Origin of the sequence: Paenibacillus sp. FSL W8-0439 (genome assembly GCF_038008995.1) — a bacterium.
Classification (GTDB): domain Bacteria; phylum Bacillota; class Bacilli; order Paenibacillales; family Paenibacillaceae; genus Paenibacillus; species Paenibacillus polymyxa.
In genome coordinates this window covers 625,208-644,977 of record NZ_JBBPAK010000001.1, presented here as the reverse complement: position 1 = coordinate 644,977, position 19,770 = coordinate 625,208, and the positions used below count along the sequence as shown (strand labels likewise).

At 45.1% G+C, this 19,770-nt stretch carries 15 protein-coding genes; 4 read left to right on the top strand and 11 right to left on the bottom strand.

Annotation, left to right across the window (positions count from 1 at the left end; all coding sequences use genetic code 11):
- The first annotated feature begins 46 nt into the window (after positions 1-46).
- Entirely contained in the window at positions 47-808 is a 762-nt protein-coding gene (locus MKX36_RS02895) for an SDR family oxidoreductase (protein ID WP_340864183.1), read from the top strand.
- 113 nt (positions 809-921) lie between these two features.
- Here MKX36_RS02895 and MKX36_RS02890 read toward each other — a convergent pair whose 3' ends face one another.
- The gene (locus MKX36_RS02890) at positions 922-2,256 is read right to left on the bottom strand and encodes an SMI1/KNR4 family protein (protein ID WP_340864182.1); all 1,335 of its coding nucleotides are present in this window, start codon (positions 2,254-2,256) and stop codon (positions 922-924) included.
- A 359-nt stretch (positions 2,257-2,615) separates the two neighbouring features.
- Positions 2,616-3,410 carry a GNAT family N-acetyltransferase gene (locus MKX36_RS02885; protein ID WP_340864181.1) on the bottom strand — a complete coding sequence of 265 codons (795 nt, stop codon included), beginning with the start codon at positions 3,408-3,410 and terminating at the stop codon, positions 2,616-2,618.
- A 444-nt stretch (positions 3,411-3,854) separates the two neighbouring features.
- On the opposite strand from MKX36_RS02885, the gene MKX36_RS02880 reads away from it, so the two are divergent.
- Complete coding sequence (locus MKX36_RS02880; protein ID WP_290403615.1) at positions 3,855-5,825, top strand: glycosyl hydrolase; 1,971 nt, start codon at positions 3,855-3,857, stop codon at positions 5,823-5,825.
- 231 nt (positions 5,826-6,056) lie between these two features.
- Here the strand turns inward: MKX36_RS02880 and MKX36_RS02875 are convergent, their stop codons facing one another.
- The 6 genes from MKX36_RS02875 to MKX36_RS02850 all read right to left on the bottom strand — a co-directional run bounded on the left by MKX36_RS02875 (position 6,057) and on the right by MKX36_RS02850 (position 15,417).
- Complete coding sequence (locus tag MKX36_RS02875; RefSeq protein WP_340864180.1) at positions 6,057-7,736, bottom strand: ABC transporter substrate-binding protein; 1,680 nt, start codon at positions 7,734-7,736, stop codon at positions 6,057-6,059.
- 42 nt (positions 7,737-7,778) lie between these two features.
- Positions 7,779-8,717: a carbohydrate ABC transporter permease gene (locus MKX36_RS02870; protein ID WP_016819521.1), complete on the bottom strand. Its 939-nt coding sequence runs from the start codon at positions 8,715-8,717 to the stop codon at positions 7,779-7,781.
- Between the two features lie 14 nt (positions 8,718-8,731).
- Entirely contained in the window at positions 8,732-9,688 is a 957-nt protein-coding gene (locus tag MKX36_RS02865) for an ABC transporter permease (RefSeq protein WP_016819520.1), read from the bottom strand.
- Positions 9,689-9,774: 86 nt separating this feature from the next.
- The gene (locus tag MKX36_RS02860) at positions 9,775-11,325 is read right to left on the bottom strand and encodes a response regulator transcription factor (protein WP_340864179.1); all 1,551 of its coding nucleotides are present in this window, start codon (positions 11,323-11,325) and stop codon (positions 9,775-9,777) included.
- On the bottom strand, positions 11,322-13,103 hold the full coding sequence (locus MKX36_RS02855) for a sensor histidine kinase (protein WP_340864178.1): 1,782 nt from the start codon (positions 13,101-13,103) through the stop codon (positions 11,322-11,324). The genes MKX36_RS02860 and MKX36_RS02855 overlap by 4 nt, the downstream gene beginning before the upstream one ends.
- A 130-nt stretch (positions 13,104-13,233) precedes the next feature.
- Complete coding sequence (locus MKX36_RS02850) at positions 13,234-15,417, bottom strand: alpha-galactosidase (protein ID WP_340864177.1); 2,184 nt, start codon at positions 15,415-15,417, stop codon at positions 13,234-13,236.
- Positions 15,418-15,656: 239 nt separating this feature from the next.
- Here MKX36_RS02850 and MKX36_RS02845 point away from each other — a divergent pair, with 239 nt between their 5' ends.
- Complete coding sequence (locus tag MKX36_RS02845) at positions 15,657-16,487, top strand: AraC family transcriptional regulator (protein ID WP_340864176.1); 831 nt, start codon at positions 15,657-15,659, stop codon at positions 16,485-16,487.
- Between the two features lie 45 nt (positions 16,488-16,532).
- Here the strand turns inward: MKX36_RS02845 and MKX36_RS02840 are convergent, their stop codons facing one another.
- Genes MKX36_RS02840 through MKX36_RS02830 form a run of 3 tightly spaced genes read right to left on the bottom strand, consistent with a single transcriptional unit; the run spans position 16,533 to position 18,681 of the window.
- Complete coding sequence (locus MKX36_RS02840; protein ID WP_340864175.1) at positions 16,533-17,414, bottom strand: MetQ/NlpA family ABC transporter substrate-binding protein; 882 nt, start codon at positions 17,412-17,414, stop codon at positions 16,533-16,535.
- A 29-nt stretch (positions 17,415-17,443) separates the two neighbouring features.
- Positions 17,444-18,214, bottom strand: a complete 771-nt coding sequence (locus MKX36_RS02835) for an SDR family NAD(P)-dependent oxidoreductase (RefSeq protein WP_016819514.1) — start codon at positions 18,212-18,214, stop codon at positions 17,444-17,446.
- Positions 18,215-18,219: 5 nt separating this feature from the next.
- Complete coding sequence (locus MKX36_RS02830) at positions 18,220-18,681, bottom strand: S-ribosylhomocysteine lyase (RefSeq protein ID WP_013369209.1); 462 nt, start codon at positions 18,679-18,681, stop codon at positions 18,220-18,222.
- A gap of 276 nt (positions 18,682-18,957) precedes the next feature.
- On the opposite strand from MKX36_RS02830, the gene MKX36_RS02825 reads away from it, so the two are divergent.
- A complete protein-coding gene (locus MKX36_RS02825; RefSeq protein ID WP_340864174.1) occupies positions 18,958-19,758 on the top strand; it encodes a GTP pyrophosphokinase in 801 nt (266 codons plus the stop codon).
- Positions 19,759-19,770 lie beyond the last annotated feature (12 nt).

The following is a 19,770-nucleotide window of genomic DNA, read 5'->3' as shown; positions in this document are numbered from 1 at the left end:
CATTCAGGAAACAAGAACGAAAACTAATAAAAGGAGAGAACATATAATGAAACTTTCAGGAAATACAATACTAATTACCGGTGGAAGTACTGGAATAGGATTAGCCTTTGCAGAACGATTTTTAAAAGCTGGAAATAAAGTCATTGTTTCTGGACGGCGTGAACATGTACTTCAAAAAGCGAAAGAGAAATTGCCTAGCCTTATTACTCATGTAAGTGATTTGAATATGGAATCCGAGCGTATAGCTTTATCGGATTGGGTAACAGCCAACTATCCAGAAGTAAATGTGTTAGTTAACAACGCCGGTATCCAACAACGCTTTAACGTTCTAAAAACGGATGTAAAAAGCAATTGGGATTATTTCAGTAAAGAAATCACCACTAACATTGAAGCACCTTTCCATCTATCCATGTTGTTCGCTCCCTATTTTGCAAAAAAAGAAGAGGCGACTATCATTAACGTCACTTCTGGGTTAGCCTTTACGCCGTTTGTGATTGCTCCGATTTATTCAGCAACGAAAGCGGCACTTCATTCCTTTACAATCAGCCTAAGACACCAGCTTTCTGATACGTCTGTAGAGGTAATTGAAGTTGTCCCGCCAGCAGTAAATACAGATTTAGGTGGAGCGGGGTTGCATACGCATGGAGAGCCATTAGATGCCTTCGCAGATGGAATTTTCAAAGGATTAGAAGAGGGGAAAATAGAAATCGGATTTGGTACCTCTGTGCCTCGCTTACGCATGTCACGAGACGAAGTAGACGAACACGTAGAAAATATGTATAAGGCAACGAAAAATTCAATAAAATAGCTCGCTTATGGGGCTGTCCTTTTGCGGGATTGCCCTTTTTTCAATTCGCTTTTTATTGATTTACCTTGTAGATTGACTAGCACGTTATCATCGTCATTTCCAGATCTCATTTCTCACGATTCGCCCTTGTCAAAATAATCATCTGGCAAATGCAGTTCTCGCAAACAACCGATAAATTTTTCTTTGAAATTCGGATTCCTTTTATATTCAGGCCATACCGCCTGATAGTAAGGCAGCAACTTCTCATGTGGAATAACGCCCCAATATAAAATTGAGTTTTTCAGAACATGCGGGTCGCCCCCCACCAACATCTGTTCAATGATCTGCCAGCTTCCCAGCTTGTTTTCGCAACTGCGTGCGGCATAGATGGCAGTGGTTTGCATTTTCGGATCGGCGTCACACAAGAAAGGCGCAAAGTTCTGGAGCGTAATCGCACCGTAATCCTCCAGGATATATCCTGCATAACGCAACGTTTCCGGGTCGTGAATCCTGTCAAGACTGTGCAAAATCACTGGAATAAATTCCTTTAAATTTACTGTTTTACTGGAAGCGTGCAGAATCATTAAAGCTTGCAGAAAATCCTCATATTCATCCGATCGCAACAACTCCAGAAGATATTTTCTCCCCGTATCAAAAGAAGTTTTGCAAATTAGCCTAATGGCTGTAGCTCGATTTTTTGGGCTTTGCTCCGCAATTTTTTTCATAAAAACAAGGGTTGGCTGAGAAACTACTTTAAATTTGAACATTCCATCAAGCGCTTTGGCTTGGATTTCTTCGTTTGGAGCGCTCTGATAAATCTGGATCAGCGCATTCTCATCACCCGGCATTCGACTGCCAAACCACCCAATATCATAATCCAGAATAATTTCATCCAGCCAGCGTTCGTACCAGTCCAGAAAGCTGTCTTCATAGACAAAGAAAAAGGGATGATCGGGATGAAAATCGGAGGTGTACACAATTCTCCCCCTGTATTTCCCTTCAAGTACGAGATACATGTCGTATTCGCAGCCTTGGGTGCCTATGCACAACATGCCGCCCAGCACCTTATTACGGGCGTCATCGTATTCCTCGTCGGGGATGTCCTCATCCTTGGTCAGGGGCTCAATCAGATGGTTCCATTCCTCTTTGGTCATCCCGGGATGCAGAACGGATTTTGCAAGGAGTGCCTGGTGCTCGGTATAGGAAGTTGTCTTTTCAATCGGATAAATTCCATAATAGGGTCCGGCGCCTCCGTTGCCGACGTTCGTTAAAAACAGCGCGTAAGGCTCAGGAAGTGTGACCTGATTGTGGGCTTGCCAGTCCGCCAGCGCTTTTGCTGTAAGCTTCTCATTAACCTTATATTGATGTGAGGATGCTCCAAACACCAAGAAATCCTTGTCTTTGCTCATAGCCTGATTCAGTTTGTTTTGTATTCGATCCAGTTGCGTTTCTTTCTTCCTAAACCACATATTTTGTACCCTCCTGTTGACTATATGATATGTACCTTTAAGTAAGTTTTATATAATCCAGTGGATACTGTTTAATTAAAGTATGAAAAGTGATCGCGCATAAAATGAGTTAACGCATCCTTCAAATTTTGATGCCGTTTCAGATATTGGAACAAGATGGCCGAGGTGAGTACGATTTCAGAATCCTTGATACTAATAATCCAAGATGGTAGTTCCTCAGGATTATAACTAAATTCGCTAACGATGCCGTATGCTATACCTAGTTTATCCATTCTCTTGTGTAAAATTTGACGGATCTCGCCAGCCAGTCGATGAACATTAATATCATTCTGTTCCAGGGCCTTCTCCCTCCTCGTTCGTCAATCAATAGATAGTTTAAAATCAACAATCGTTTGCTCAGCCGTAACCTCATATCCTAATCCTTTGTAAAGTTGTACAGCAGCCTGGTTCTCCTCCAGTACTCCCAGATAGACATCTGATGATAGTGTTCTACCCAGTTTTGTAAGTTGGCTCGTCAAGTGCTTTGCTAGTCCTTTCCCCCTGTGAGCAGGGCTTGTATATATGTTTCCGATCTCCACGAGCTTAGAATCATAAAAGTGGAAGCCGCCTGCGGCAATAAAATGGCCACATTCCTTGATCCCAAGGAAAGGATATTGTTCAAGTTCGCTGCTCGTAAAAAATTTCATGCCCCCATTTCGCAATAAATCCACTATATCTGAAATGTCATTTTCCTTAACTAGCTCAGCCACGTTTGAATCGAGCAGTTTCGATTGATCCCTATGCTTCATTGTTAAGAAACGTTGTGGGTTACCCGTTATGAGCCCATGAGACTGAAAAAGTTGTAGGTCACAATCACACAGGATTGTACCACAAACGGTATTTTTCTTAAGTTGAATGAGTTCCTCTGTAAAAGCAATAAGAGCTAGGAAGTTAAGCTGCTCTCGGTTGATGCAGTGGAAAGAAAACGCAGGGAAGGAGAGCCCACAAAAGTATGCTAAGACCCCTGTCAGCTTGTCATCTACATATTGACCAACAAATTTAGCCTGCTCCTTACGTTGAGTTAAATAGCTATAGAATAACAAGTGTTGATCCCTATGAATCTGGTCCGTTAATTGATAAATAGTTTCGTAGGTAAGCAGTCGATGAGAAATCATGTATTAGTCCCTTTCATTTCCATGTGGGTAATCTTCTTATTGGCATGATACCACAAATTGAAACTATCCTTCCCGCTTACCCCATATAGCCTTAATAATCTTGTGTTATACATCTCAAAGAATATATGAAGATTGCTTGCCACCGGAGTATAAAAATCCATAATTTAAGGATGATTTTCTCCGAAATTCATTGTATGGTTCCTGCCTCACCTCTAATTTATGATGAAATTAAAGAGAGGTGAGGTGCCAAAAAACGAATACCAAATATTGAAAACGTATACAAATGAAGAAAAAATGCTTACAAGTGCAAGCTAGTCCTTAATCACCTGTCATCGATTACTTCAAAGTGTACTTCATATGTACGCACTAATGAAAGCGTTTTCCGAAATATGTTTTGCAGGTCAATTAAGGCGGTAACAACTACTAATTCAAGGAGTGAGTCATATGCCAGATCCATGGAAAAAAAGGTTTTTCAGTATTCTCAGTTTTGTTCTCTTATCCTTTTTGTTGGTATCTCTCGGTTTAATTCCAAGCTTAGCTAAAGCAGAATCAACTCACTTGGTCACCGATGTTGAAGACCGAACGTTGATGAATGCAAGTCAAGATTCATCCACTAACGACAATTCCTCTTCTATCGTCGTCAGCTCCAAAGATGCAATTCTTCAAGGTTACGGTGTAGAAAAACGGGATACACCCTATACCGGCGATACGCTTTATAAAGGCGATGGCTATGTATCCTTCTTTTATGACTACGACCCAAATTCCGGCAAGTCCGACGGGACGGCCACGTTTAAAGTGAACGTGCCTACAGCAGGTCTTTATAGACTGAGCCTCGGCTACTACATTCCGGCGGGCACTGGCTCCAAGGATACCAGCATCGAGGTCAATGGCACAATGTCTGAGAACATAACGCTGGCTGCTCCTCCGAAAGGTGCGGCAGTGAACGAGAAAATATTAACCAAGATCATGCTGAATGCCGGCACAAACGAGCTTACTTTTGCAAGAGGCTGGGGATATTACGGGATCGAATACGTGAAGGTTGAATTCGCCAATCTGCCTGCTGCAATTAGTAAAATTGAAGCCGAAGACGGAGTCATTACTGGTGAGGTCAACATCGAAGCTGCTGATACAGGCTATTCAGGTAGCGGTTACGCAGCCTTCAAAAGCACAGGTTCGTTAACCTTTGCCTATAATGCACCTTCAAGCGGGCTTTACAAACTTGCAATCGGCTACAGTAACCCCAATGGAGACAAAAAGACCCAATTGGTGGTCAACGGCCAGACCAGCGAAATATCACTGCCGACAACAGCAAGCTACACAGAGGTATCCGGCGGTAAACTGATGCTGAATTCGGGAAACAATATCTTACAGTTCAATGTCGACTCGGACCAATATCATATCGACTACGTCAAGCTATCAGCAGTGTCCCCCCCGAAACTGCATCAAATTGAGAAAAAGCCAGTAAACCCGAATGCGAATGCGGAAACCACGGCACTCATGGGTTATCTCGTGGATAGTTACGGCAGCCACATTCTTTCCGGTCAGCACACTTTGGAGGATGCACAGTGGATTAAAGACCAAACTGGAAAGTATCCTGCCATGTTATCAATGGACATGATGGATTATTCCCCCTCTCGCATCGAGCATGGCGCCACCTCAACTGAGGTGGAAAAGGCAATTCAATGGGCCCAAGAAGGTGGACTTGTCACATTCGCATGGCACTGGAATGCTCCTAAGGGACTGTATGATATTCCCGGTAAAGAATGGTGGCGCGGGTTTTACACGGACGCTACTACATTCGACGTTCAATATGCACTTAGTCATCCCGAGTCGGAAGAGTATCAGCTTATCCTAAGGGATATCGATGCCATTGCTGCTCAGTTGAAACGCCTCCAAGACGCTCACGTTCCGGTGCTGTGGAGACCGCTGCACGAGGCGGAGGGCAAATGGTTCTGGTGGGGCGCCCAAGGTCCAGACTCCGCCAAGCAGCTGTACCGTATCATGTACGACCGCCTAACACACTACCATCACCTGAACAACCTGATCTGGGTATGGAACTCCGAGAGTCCCGACTGGTATCCAGGGGATGATGTCGTCGATATTGTAAGTGTGGATATCTACAACCAGGCGGCTAATTATAGCCCAAGTATTGGCAAGTACGACAGTTTGGTAAATCTCGTGCAGGGTAAGAAGCTGGTTGGTCTGTCTGAAAACGGCCCGATTAGCGATCCCGAATTGCTTCAAACATATTCAGCGCATTGGCTCTTTTTCACTACGTGGACGGGCGACTTCATCCGCAATGGACAATATAACTCCCTGGATCATCTCATAAAAGTGTTCAACAGCGATTACGTGATCACGAGGGATGAGCTTCCTCAAGACCTGCTTACTTTATCCAAAAATAAAGCGGAGTAAGGCGCTTTTATGAGAATTACCGTATCCGTAACTATACCGTCCCGTCAGCGTCATGAAGTAACGAAGTAGTCTACTTTAAACAAACAGCGGCCACCTCTAAAAATAACCGGGGTAGCCGCTGTTTGTTTGTGCCTTGAGCAAAAGTCGTCTATGGCAAACCATTATGAAAAAAGGACCGTCTCCTTTCCGGCAGGAAAGTGGGAACGGTCCCGTTCTTTTATGTGAATCAAGTTAGTTAGTGGACCACAGCTTAATTCGGTCTTGGATATGCCTGGTAAAAGATTCTTCCATTTCTTGTACTCCGGCTTTCTCCAGTTCTGCCATATAGGCATCCCAAACCTTGTCGAAGTTTTCCGGCTTGGTCATGACAGCTTCCGGAATTCGTTTCCATGTAATATCCTTCATCTTGGCTCCGAGAATAACAGCCGGATCGTCATTGGGAAGAGACATCGTGTAAGCTGCTCCGTATGCTCTCGGTTGGAATTCATCTTCCTTCGGGAATAGATCCTTCCAGTGCTCAATCTTATAGCCCTTCAGAACTTCCTTCTCCGACTTGTTATAAGTCACCGTCAGCAGTTCCGGATAACTACGAGTAAAATAGTTGCCAGTTGAGTCCTTGATGCCATCACCATAATGGACCATCAAGTTCCAATATAGACCGATTCCGGACTCTTTTTGGAAAGCCGCATTGTCATTGTTCATCCGTTCAAGTACAGCCGGAATAATCGTCCGTTTGCCGTCTTTAACCGTGTAATGCTTGCCTTCAATTCCCCAGTTATTCAGGACTTGACCCTCTTCCGATGCCAGAAAATCGAGGAATTTAATAGCGCGTACCGGGTCCTTGCACTTGCTTGAGATCGAAATTCCGTATCCCCCATCAAAACCAGGCAGCCAGAAGTTGGTATCCTTGTACTCCTTGCTCATGGTGACTGGGTAATGACCGTAAGTCTGGTCGAATTTGCCTTCCGCCTTCAGTGCATTTTGTCCATCGCCATAGTCCCATTCTGGATCGGCTAGACCCAGTACGCGGCCAGAAGCCACTTTTGCCTTAAACTGATCGGTCTTCTGCACGAAGCTTTCCGAATCAAGCAATCCAATGGCATTCATGTGATTTAACCAACGGAAATATTCCTTTTCTTCCGGTCGGCGGAAATGATAAGTCGCTTGGTGTGTTTTTTGATCAATGTAGTATTCGCCGTCGTCTGGTCCCCCGGTCGTTTGGAAGCCTGAGTTGGTTACCTGGTACATATGCCAATCGTCGGCATTTAGGGACAGTCCGATATTTTTGTTGCCATTTTCGTCCGTCGGATGCTTGGTTATATAGTCCTTAATGACTTTTTCGAAATCCTGTACTGTACGAATGTCCGGGAATCCCGCTTCCTTGACGACACGGTGCTGGAGTTTAAATCCTACGTCGGGTTTGATTTTTTCTTCTTCGACAGCGGACCAGGTCGGAATAACATAGATGGATTGGTCATCTAAACTGTACTTCGCCCGAACAAGCTTGTCTCCTAGCATTTTTTTGATGTTTGGTGCATGTTTGTCGATCAAATCCGTCAAATCAATGATTGCGCCAGCATCGACAAGTTTGCCGACATCCGCCTTAGCAGCGATTAAATCAGGATAGTTTCCTGTGGCTGCAATCAATGAAATCTTTTGGACCGGGTCGCCGACAGCGAATTCAGCATCTAGAGTTACTCCGGTTTTTTCCGCGATGACCTTGCCGACTTCATCCTTCATATTATTCCAATTCGTGCTGGAGTCTTCCGAAAAATAAGTAAGCGTGATGTCACCTGTAGTTACGGCCTTGGTAGCCTCAGACGGATTATTACCGCTGCACCCTGCTAGGGTAGCCACTAAAGTCAGTGACATTACGAAAGATACGATCATTCTGTTTTTTCTTGACTTCATGGAGCGAAACCTCCCTGTATAATGAATGTTTGCTGCTTCGTTTTAGCTTTTTACCGCTCCAAGCGTCATACCTTTAACAAAATATTTTTGTAAAAAAGGATAGACGATAAGAATCGGCACGGTAACAATGATGGTAATTGCCATTTTAACCGATTCCGGGGATACCTGTGCCATACGCTCCGCCATATTGGCAGCGTCCTGGGAATTGGTTGCGCTTGTTGTCGTACTTTGCAAAATTTTCATCAATTCATATTGCAGGGTCGTCAACGATTCATTGGACCCATTAAACAGATAAGTATCGAACCAAGAGTTCCATTGCCCAACGGCCAAGAAGAGTGCTACGGTCGCTAATGCCGGTTTGCAAAGAGGAAGTATAACGCGCCAGTAGATTGTGAAATCGTTGGCACCATCCAGCTTGGCTGATTCCTGTAACGCATAAGGCAGACCGTCAATGAAGGAACGAATAATGAAGACGTTAAACGCACTTACAAGACCTGGTAAAATATAGACGGCAAATGTATCAATTAGATGCAGTTCCTTCATCAGGATAAAACCTGGAATTAACCCCCCGGAAACATACATAGTGACAGCAAGAAAGATGGAGATGAACCTTCTAGCTTGAAAATCACTTCGGGCAAGTGTATAGGCAAGCATCGAGCCGCTGACCAAACCCGCTACGGTGCCAATGATGGTCCGCAGAAAGGAGATCTTGAATCCAGTGATTAACCCCTCATAGGTGAAAATCAAATCGTAATTCTTCAACGTAAATTGCCTTGGCCAGATGGTGATTCCCCCTCTAATGGTGTCTACCGAATCGTTAAAAGAGATAGCCAGCACATTTAAGAACGGGTAGATCGTCAGAACGGTGACCACAATCATGAAAAGATAAACAACTACCCCCAGGATTCGGTCTTGTGGTGATTTCGCCTGAAGCTTGTTGTTTAATCCGCCGACCGGCGTAGTGCTTTTGACAGCCTCCATGTCCATTCTCCTCCTTACATAATGCTCTCGTTGGTATAGCGCTTAAAGATTCCGTTAGCCGCAAACAATAGGACTAGGCTGATCACCGAATTGAAAATATTAATGGCCGTTCCGAAAGAGTAACGTCCCATCGCCAGACCATAATTAAGCGCATACAAATCAAGTACTTCAGAGTAATCGATGACCAGGTGATTGCCCAGCAGAAATTGTTTCTCGAATCCCGTACCGAGCAGATGGCCAATAGACATAATCAGGAGAATGATAATGGTCGGCCGGATTCCCGGCAGCGTAATGTGCCACATTTGCTGGAATCGGCTAGCGCCGTCCACCCGCGCAGCCTCGTATAATTCAGGACCAATACCGGCGATGGCAGCCAGATAAATAATGGCGTTCCAACCGGTTTCCTTCCAGATGTCTCCGAAAGTTACAACCCACCAAAATAATTTACCTTGGGCCATAAACTGGACTGGCTGATCGATGATGCCTAGACCCATGAGCATATCGTTTACGACACCGCCATCCGCTGAAAGCATTTTGGTGACGATGCCTGCAGCAACCACCCATGAAACAAAGTGTGGCAGATAAGATACGGTCTGAACAAATCGTTTTATCACTTGTATGCGGACCTCGTTGAGCAATAGAGCAAAGACAACCGGTACAATAAAACCAGCGACCAGTCCCATAAGACTCATAGCCAACGTGTTCCGCAGTACTTGGTAGAAATGATCATCTTGGAACAAAGTACGAAAATGCTCCAAGCCCACCCACTTCTGCTCAAAAAAACTCAAACCGGGTCTGTATTTCTGAAATGCCATTGTCCAGCCCCATAGCGGCAAATACTGAAAGACGAAGACCCAAATAACAAACGGAATAGACATGTAGTAAAGATACCTTTGGCTTTTAAATACCTTCCAAGCATTCCTCTTCGGTTTTTTGTATACGTTTTCCGAATTCGCTGTTACCGCTTTCATTTTCTCATCCCCTCTCTTAAAATCCATCATAAAACAGAGGAGAGTCAGAGCCCAGATAACGGATTTCGGGAAAAATCATCCACAAATTATGGATTTCTATATTCCGACGGTGAACAGCCTTCGTACCTTTTGAATTTGCTATAAAAGTAGTTGACGCTTGTGTAGCCAACGCTTTCAGCGACTTCGTAAACTTTCATTCCCTGATCCAGCAACTCCTTTGCCTTGTGGATACGGACTCTGTCCAGATAGGTGTTAAAGTACTCCCCTGTCTTGTTCTTAAAGAGCTGGCCCAAATAGGCGGTACTATAGTTTAGTAGTCCGGCTAACGCTTCCAGCCTCAGGTTGTCTGCATAATGCTTGTGAATAAAGTCGATCATTTTTTTGAATTCCTGCTCCTTTCCACGAGGTTCGGAGTCTTTCGCCAAAGCTAGCAGGAAACGGTAGGTCTCTTCCAAAAGGTCATCTAGGTGATCATGCTGGTATATCCCATTCAAAAAACGGGAAACTTCCTCCGTCTCTTTCAACTCGATACAGAACCCCGCAGTCAGCTTGTGAATGATCGCATTGGATAGAAAGAAGAACGACTCTTTGATCGACTTTTCATCTTGCCCCTGTTGGAGAAAAAATGCTGCCACCTCGTTCAACAATGGTAGTATGACATTCTGGTTTCCTACTTCCAGACTGTAATACAGGCGGAAGATGAATTCCTCCATCGTTTCTTCAGCTTTATCGACAGACAATCCGGGGGAAGCCAGCGAAGGAGAAAAGAAAGGATACGGATCTAGCAGTCGGTTCTTCTCGCTGAAAAAGGATCGTTTTACCGCTTCCTGGGCCTTTAAAAAAGATTTGCAAATATCTTCGGGAGCAGTTACTCTCCCTCCGGTTGCAGCGGCGAACCGGACCTTATCCGCAGCGTTACGAATCTCGTTGTACAGAGTTTCGCGTCGTTGTCTTCCACGCAGCGGCTCGTTGAGCAAAAGGACCGTATACGGCGGGATTACTGTGACAAGCCCCATCATCTGCCCCTCGATCGTTGCCTTCAATCCATTCGAAAGCTGGTATGCGACATCGGAACGGTCCACTTCGGAAACGCGCGGATACACGACCACAACTTCGTAGTGGGTCCACAACAAGTCTGCTTCTACTGCCTTACTTCTCAACTTGGTGGGATCTTCCGTCTTCTCTTGAGAGACGAGCAGGCTGTGCAGGTATAAATCCCGATTTATAACCTCCTTCTTACGCCACTCCCGTTGAAGGCGCTCCTCTTCGATCCGCTCGCGTACCTGCTTTAAACTGGCCGACATTTCAACAATGTCCACCGGTTTAAGGAGATAGCCGCACACCCCGTATTTGATCGCTTGTTTGGCATACTCGAAGTCGGCATATCCACTGAGGATCATAAAATGTAAATGATGACCGTCAGATCTCAAGTGCTCAATCAACTGTAAGCCATCCATAACCGGCATGCGGATATCGACGATTACGACATCGGGGGACTTTTCCTGGATGACTTCCAATGCTTCTTTTCCATTGGCTGCCGTAGCTGTAACGGTAAACCCAAGACTCTCCCATGGAATCAGAGTTTGAAGGCCTTGACGAAGCTTCGGCTCATCGTCAACGATAACTACCTTAATCATTTGGATTCACCCCCAGGTATGAAAAACTGAATACAAGTGCCTTTCCCCGGCTCGCTCTCAATGCTTAAGGCACTAGAGGTCCCATACAATAAGACAAGACGATCGTTTACATTTCGCAATCCAATTCGCTGGACCTCCTGCTCATGTACGGATGCAGCAAGCTCTTCTCGTACAAGGGCGAGACGATCACCTGTGAAACCGGCGCCGTTGTCACATACCATAACTCGGACCCCTTCTGGGATTTCCTTTACTTTCACTTCAATGACAGCTCCTTCTGCTTGATTATCCAGACCATGTACAATAGAATTTTCCACCAATGGTTGGATAATCAGAGGTGGAACCAACATTTCCTCCAAATCCGGATCAACCGTTAAGCGATACTCCAAACGCTCTTCATACCGGAACTTTTGAAGATCAAGATAACAGCACACCCGCTCAAGCTCTTTACGCAGCGGAATCTTGTCGTTACCGGCCTCCAGACTGCTGCGTAACAACGCGCTCAACTGCCATACTGCTTTGGCGATATCGTCCTGTTTGCGAATGTGGGCTTCCATTCTGATGGACTCCAAAGAATTGAAGAGAAAATGCGGATTAATCTGGCTTGCCAGCATTTTGAACTTGATCTCGTTTTGTCTTTGCTCCACCAGACTTTTCTGACGATTCGTTTCTTGAACCTCCTGGACCAGATGGTTTACGTTACTGACGAGCGCGTTAAATTCCTTCGATAGTAGACCAACTTCATCTTTTCCGTCGATATGGAGATAGGTTTCCCATGAGCCCGCCCCTACCTGGGTCATATGCTTGCTCAAGCGAAGAAGCCTTCTGGATAGTAGCGAAGCAGAAGCATAGATAAGTAAGGCTGCAAATATCAGGCTGGCCGTGATCACGACTCCACCGAGCCATATCACTTGATTGGCATCTCGGGTAATCTCGGAAACGGAAAAAACGGAAATAATGCGAAGTCCATTCCAGCTGTTCTGTGGAGTTAGATTTGCGATCACCACTTTTGACGCTTTTCCATTAATGAGTGTGTTGTAACTTCCTTCCTGTTGGTAAAGTATATTCTCGTCGACATGAATTTCAGATAGATTCTTCCCGAACAACTCTGCTTCATTGGACGCGACGATCTGATTCCGGTTATCCACGATCAAGGTAGGGAACGACTCCTGATCCAGGATTGAATTTAATTGGCGCTTACTAACATTGATGACCAATACTCCTTTTTGCCCTAGTGAATTCACTGCGAATGAACGAATCAGGCTGAGATAATCGGCATCGTCTCTCTCATCCTTGATTAAGTTCCAGCCAGCCAATCCTTTCTGTGCGATGGCCTCCTTGTACCAATCTGCGGTTGTGATTCTTTCGTCCGGCTGAATAAATTCCCAGTTGTTCAATGCTCCAGGATTAGAGACATAGACTCGGATGCCGGATATCTCTTTGTACAATTGGAGGTAGTCACGAATACCTGTATACTCCCGGTAAGCCTGAATGACTTCAATGTAGCTGTCATACTTCTGGCTAGCCACCATTTTCATCCGGTTATCATTGGTTAGCCGATACGAGATGTCCAGTGGTACTTTAATCAGTTCTTCTGTACGATTTTGGACCCGCTCGACATTGTTGGATACTTGCATAAAAGCGTCCTTAATGACGGCCTCTCGAAGCTTCCCCGTCAGAAACAGGCCGCATAACAGCAAGGGAAGAACAGCTACCGAAATGAATGTAAGCGTCATCTTCTTCCTTAGTTTCATATCATTCATCATTCGTATAAAAAACATGGCTTGCCCTCCCCGATCAGTACGGCTGCTGCGCGCAAAATGCCCCTTTTCATATAAAAAGGGGCATGCATAACTCAATCAATTGTTTTCTATCTTTCGCCAATGTACTGTTGTACTGATCCTTTAAGCCCTAAGCCTTGCTGGACTTTATGGCCCGAAGCCTGAACCATCCACTTTCATAGTCTTTCTGTCTGTAGACAAGAGGGAGGCCCAACTTCATAAGCCTATCCCCCCCATGGATAGACTTTTCCCCGCTATTTCCAGACTGAACTTCATATTCGAGTTCTGGATTCAGTCCGTCAAGGCGCAGGGCTCGCCAAGGTGCATTCGGAACAGCCATCACTTGGAAATAGTAGACGATGGCATCCTCTTGGTCTTCGGAAACAAACATCCAAGCCGACTCGTTATTTTCAAACGGACTCTTTAGGCGATACAAGTCACCCTTCTGTACTAAGCCACGAATCTGCTTGTATGCTGTGACTTGACGTTTAACCGTCTCTTTTTCCTCATCAGTGAATTTCGTGAGATCAAGCTCATATCCAAAATTTCCAGACATGGCGACATCACCTCGAAAATCAAGGGGCGTTATGCGTCCAACTTGATGGTTCGGGACGGCCGACACATGGGCTCCGATGGCGCTTACGGGATAGACAAGGCTAGTTCCATATTGAATCTTCAGGCGTTCCACCGCATCGGTATTATCACTAGTCCAGACTTGAGGCATGTAGTAAAGCATGCCTGGATCAAAGCGTCCTCCACCACTTGAGCAACTCTCGAAAAGAATATGCGGAAATTCGGTGGTGACGCGCTCTAACAGCTCATACAATCCAAGAACATAGCGATGGGCAGTCTCGGATTGGCGTTCCGGCGGCAGATCAGCGGAACCAATTTCCGTCAGGCACCGATTCATATCCCACTTCACATAAGAAACTGGAGCGCTGGAGAAAATGGCAGCCAGCGAATCGTAGATGTAATCGCGCACTTCCTTGCGAGTATAGTCCAATACCAACTGCCATCTGGCTTCGCTGCGCCGCCGTCCTGGAACGTGAAGGCACCAGTCTGGATGCTTGCGGTACAGCTCACTATCTGGGGAGATCATTTCCGGCTCGAACCAGAGCCCGAATTTAAGCCCCAATTGATTGATGCGTTTCGCGACATCGGCCAGTCCGTCTGGCAGCTTCCGACGATCTTCGTACCAATCACCGAGAGACGAATTGTCAGAATCCCGTTTTCCGAACCAACCATCATCCAGGACAAAGAGTTCGATGCCTAGCTCAGCCCCCTCTTTCGCTATCGATACCAACTTATCCGCATCGAAGTCAAAATAGGTAGCCTCCCAGTTATTGACCAGAATAGGGCGTTCTTCATCCCTATATGTCCCTCGGCAAAGCCGAGTCCGATACAAGCGATGATATGTACGCGACATTTCTCCCAGTCCTTGACCGGAATAAACCATAACGGCTTCTGGCGTTTGGAAGCTCTCCCCTGGATTCAGTAACCATGAAAAGTCAAACGAGTTCACACCAATGCTAAACCGTGTAGAGCCAAATGAATCTAATTCTGCTCCCGCCTCAAAGCCTCCGCTGTACACAAGGCTAAAGCCGAATACCTCACCCTGGCTTTCCGTGGTCTCCTGCGTGACTAATGCAGTAAAAGGATTGAGTTGATGGCTGCTCATGCCCCTTTTACTATCAATTCGGGTTTCACCTTGAAGAATCGGTTTGCGGGTAATATTCCCTTCCCGTGCCCATGCTCCCGAAAGATACATGAACTCTAAATCGCTTTTCCCCGCGAAATCGACACTGGCACTTAGCGCGCGGAGGAGTCGAAGATTTTGTTCCCCCGCATTACTTAGACGAGCCGAACGAGCGATTACGTTTCGATCCGCGAAGACGGTGTAAAGAAGAACCACTTTAAGACCTGAAAAGGCATCTTTTAATTCCAGTTCCAACGTATCCGCTTCGGCTTCATTCTCGGTATAAACGGCCGGAAGCCCGGGTAAAGATGGCTTTCCCTTAATGATCCGGTAACCATCGTACTTTAACTCCGTGATGCGTGTTCCATCCTCAAGCTCTACTTGATACGCCGGTGTACGGAAGTCTCCACTCCCATACTGTGGGTATTCTTGCGGCAGCCGATCTAATCCAGCCGTCGCGGGAGTGTGAAGCAATAGATCAGCCATGGGTTCGCGGTGCTTCAACCTGTCTCCCCAGTATACATGTACAGGAAATCCGTCGACAATCTGAATAATATAACTCATGCCCGACGACTGCAAATGAAACAGCCCCGGTTGCTCTTGAACAATGATACCCATTGGGAAAATAACCCCTCTCATAAATAATGATCATCAGATATCCACACCTAAAATGGCACTTAGAACAACCCTTTTGTAACAGCCATCAACTAAGTCCATATGGTGTAAAGCTTGATAAGATTCAATGATATAGCAATAGGTTCTATAGAAATCATATATTAATTTTAGATATGAAGTACATGGCATGGTACTCACTATTTATGTTATAATGCTTGATAATTTACATAAGGAGATATACCGTGATAGAGTATTTGCCACGTAGTAAACAACACTCTGAATTGTATTTAACTCAGTTTGGCATAGAGGAATGCATACCCGGTCACTTTTTTGGACCTGCTATAAGAGATCACTACTTGCTCCATTATATTTTGGACGGAGAGGGTACCTTTGAGGTCGGTGGATTCAGCTACCGCCTGCGGAAAGGTCAGTGGTTTCTAATCTGCCCGCAAGTCATCACTTATTATCAAGCCGATGCCGTAAATCCTTGGTCTTATTGCTGGTTTGGTTTTAACGGGTTACTGGCAGAAACACTCCTCAAGCAGGCAGGCCTGACGATGATGTCCCCAATCCTTTACTTTGAAGGAGAGCACTTGATTTATCAGTATTTGCAGCAAATGAACGAATCAAGTGAGTATCATAAAGCTCGGGAAACCAGACTGACCGGTCTGCTTTACTCAATGCTATCGGAGCTAATTGAGTTCAGTCCGGCAACGTTCTCTGGACAAAAGGAAGGTCGGGCGGAAATTTACGTTGAAAAAGTGAAGGATTTTATCGAAATGAATTATGCTCAGAAAATTACCATTGAGCATATTGCAAATTTTATCGGACTCAATCGGAGTTATTTATGTTCGTTATTTAAACGACGAGTAAACACCAGCATTCAGGACTATCTGATTCGCTACAGGATCAACAAAGCTTGTGAAATGATGGGTAACGCTGAACTTTCGATAGGCGATATTTCCCGTTCAGTCGGCTATAATGACCCTTTACTCTTCTCAAAAATTTTTAAAAAGGTAAAGGGATTCTCTCCCAAACATTATCGAGCCGAAATTACGAGTAGAAGCCTCTAACGAATAAAAGAGGTCAACCAGAAAACTGGCTGACCTCTTTTATGTTTATTTTGCAGTTTGTCCTTCCAAATAAGAAACAGGTTCTTTAACCTCTACTTTGGTACCGCCAAATTCATCCTTAATGTACTTTTGAGTATCCTCGTTATGATAGAGATCCGCTAATTTTTGTAGTCCCTTATCGTTTGCCTTATCCGATGAAGTTACCAGAACGTTAATATTGTTCTTTGTCGCCTGACTGATCTCTTCGTGGAACAAGGAATCCTTCAGTACATTCAGACCGCCTTCTAAAGCAATCGTGTTCCCGATCAACACCAGACCTACATCTTGAATCACGCGCGGACCTGTTTTGTCGTCGATGAGCTCAAATTTCAAGTTTTTAGGATTACTCGTAATATCATTGACTGTACCTAAAGCATCATTAAAGTCAGCTTTAAGTTTAATCAAACCGGATGCTTCCAACAGCTTCAAACCTCTTGCTGTATTCGCCGGATTGTCCGCCAAAGCCACCAACGCTCCGTCGGTCACTTCATTAATACTTTTGAACTTTTGCGAATAAATCCCCATCGGCTCCAGATAGGTGGTGGCTATCGCCTTCAAATCGGCTTTGCTCTCTTTGTTATAGCTCACCAGATATGCCCACGATTGGAATGCATTCACGTCCACATCGCCTTGTCTAGTCGCATTGTTCGTTTCGATTCCACCGTTAATTTCCTTTACTTCAATATCCAGCTTGGCATCCTTGGCGGCCTGGGATTGAGCAATATGCTTCCAAATCTGCGCGTCAGACCCCATGGAGCCAATGACTACCTTTTGCGTTTCCGCACCGGAAGCGGAGCTGGAGCCATTACTGTCTGTACTTTTATTACCGCACCCTGCGGCTACGAGTAATAAACTAATCCCTAATAGTAAAACGAACGATTTCTTCATGTTGTTTTCCCCCAGATCATGCTAGTATGCTAGTGCATCGTCATTCCACCTGTAACATTAATCGCTTGTCCTGTCATATATGCGGAGAGCGGACTTGCCAAAAACAGCACCACATTGGCGACATCCTCTACCTCGGCGGTTCTCCCCAATGGTACCTGCGAACAATCTTCTTCATATATCTCCTGGGCGGTCATTCCGCGAATGACGCCCCCTTCAATCCGCTCACGATGCTTCATCGGCGTTTCTACGATACCTGGACAAACCGCATTCACCAAAATTTGATGCGGAGCAAGCTCAATGGCCATCACCTTGGTCAAGCCGAGAACCGCATGTTTGGATGCACAATATCCGCCCATAGCCCGATATCCATTTTTTCCAGCCTGTGAAGCAATTTGGATAATTCGCCCCGGTTTACGCGCATCCACCATTTCCTTGGCAAACCGTTTGGACGCTACATACAGCCCGGTTGAATTGATCGAAAATACTTTCTCCCAATCAGCCAACTCACTATCAATGACATAATCCATCGTAGAAGTACCTGCGCAGTTCACCAATATGTCAGGAACTCCCGTTTCGCTGATTAGCAGATTGCACCATCTTTCGATATCATCCGGCTTGGATATGTCCAATTGAGTTTCAACCAACTGTGAATTGATCACTCTATACGGCTCTTCATAAGAAATATCAGCGGAGATCACTTTAGCTCCACTTTGAATGAAAAGCTCTACAATCCCCTTGCCTATACCTGACTTGCCGCCTGTCACTACTGCTGTCTGATGAGATAGGTCTATTGAAATCATAGATTTTAAAATACTCTTTTGAAAGGATCGCGGCTAATGCCAGCCTCCAAAACAATCTTCACATATTCCTGCGCGGAGAAAAGGGAATGATCCTTATAGTTTCCGCATTCCAAAGCAGTAACAGCCGGTACTTCTGTCGTTTCCAGAATTCTCTTCAACGTTTTTTCCAAAGCAAGTGCAATTTCCTCAGGCTCGTGTTCATTCCATAAAATCAAGTAGAATCCCGTTCTGCAGCCCATAGGAGAAATATCAATAATGCCTTTGATTTCGTCTCTCAGATACGTCGCCAATAAATGCTCCAGCGTATGTACAGCAGCTGTTGGCAGTGCGTCTTCATTCGGTTGCAGAAATCTCAAGTCATACTTTTGTACCGTGCTTCCTTTTTCATCATGCTCTACTCCTGCTGCTCTTACATAAGGAGCCTTTACAATCGTGTGGTCTAATTGAAAGCTTTCTACTTTTGCCATTTTGCTCATCCTCATTTTCTATAATTTATATTTTTGATCTAATAACGACTACTCAACATTTGTGCTATTTCGAAAAAATTTAATGCTTTAAATCAGCATTTTTGCAATTATACATCGGATTACTCGGTTTTACCACTATAATTATTATTTTATTTCTTATTTCTTTGTCCGTCTCTCCTTTGCCTGTACGTTTTGACATAGTGTACAATGTATACGGTAATCCATTTTTACGAAATAGATCGAGGACATCGTAAGCCTCATTTAGGAGAATGCTCTGTGAATGAACCGGATTGGAAGCACTTGAATGCTGTCCCTTTGCCCTTGCAGGAATTTCAGCTACAGCTGGACCAGAACAGTGTTGACGCCAAGCAACTAGAGGAATGGAGAAAGATTCCCGTCCTTTATCAACTCGCTCTGGAGGAGTTAAAGAATAAAATTAAGCTGATCCAGACGGAATGGAAACTGATAGATGGTTTTAGCCCGATTGAGCACATTAAAACCCGGATCAAAGAACCCCACAGCATTGTGGAAAAGGTTCGGCGCAAAGGGCATGAGGTCACCCTGGACAATATATTGCGTGAAATTCATGATATCGCAGGCATGCGCGTGGTATGTGCTTTTGTCAAAGATATCTATCGTCTGATGGATCACCTCCGCACACGGGAAGACATTCGGATTCTAGAGGTCAAGGACTATATTGCCCATCCTAAGCCCAACGGCTATCAGAGTCTACATGTCATTGTGGAGATTCCATTGATTCTGTTTGAGGGCACACGCTGGATTAAGGTCGAAATTCAATTGCGCACATTGGCTATGGATTTCTGGGCCAGTATGGAGCATATTTTGTACTATAAGTTTGATAAGAAAGTGCCCGAACACGTGGTTAACGGGTTGACCGAAGCTGCACGTGCAACCTACGAACTGGATCAGAAAATGCTCAAATTGCGTGGCGAAATTTTATCGCTTAGCGAGGAACAGGATGTGGAAGAGACCTCGGTCAAACGAGCCGAGGAGTCAGCTTTGAAGGCACTTTCCCTCCCCGCAGATCACGCCACTTCTCGGTCGCAGACGTGCTAGGCATACAGGCAC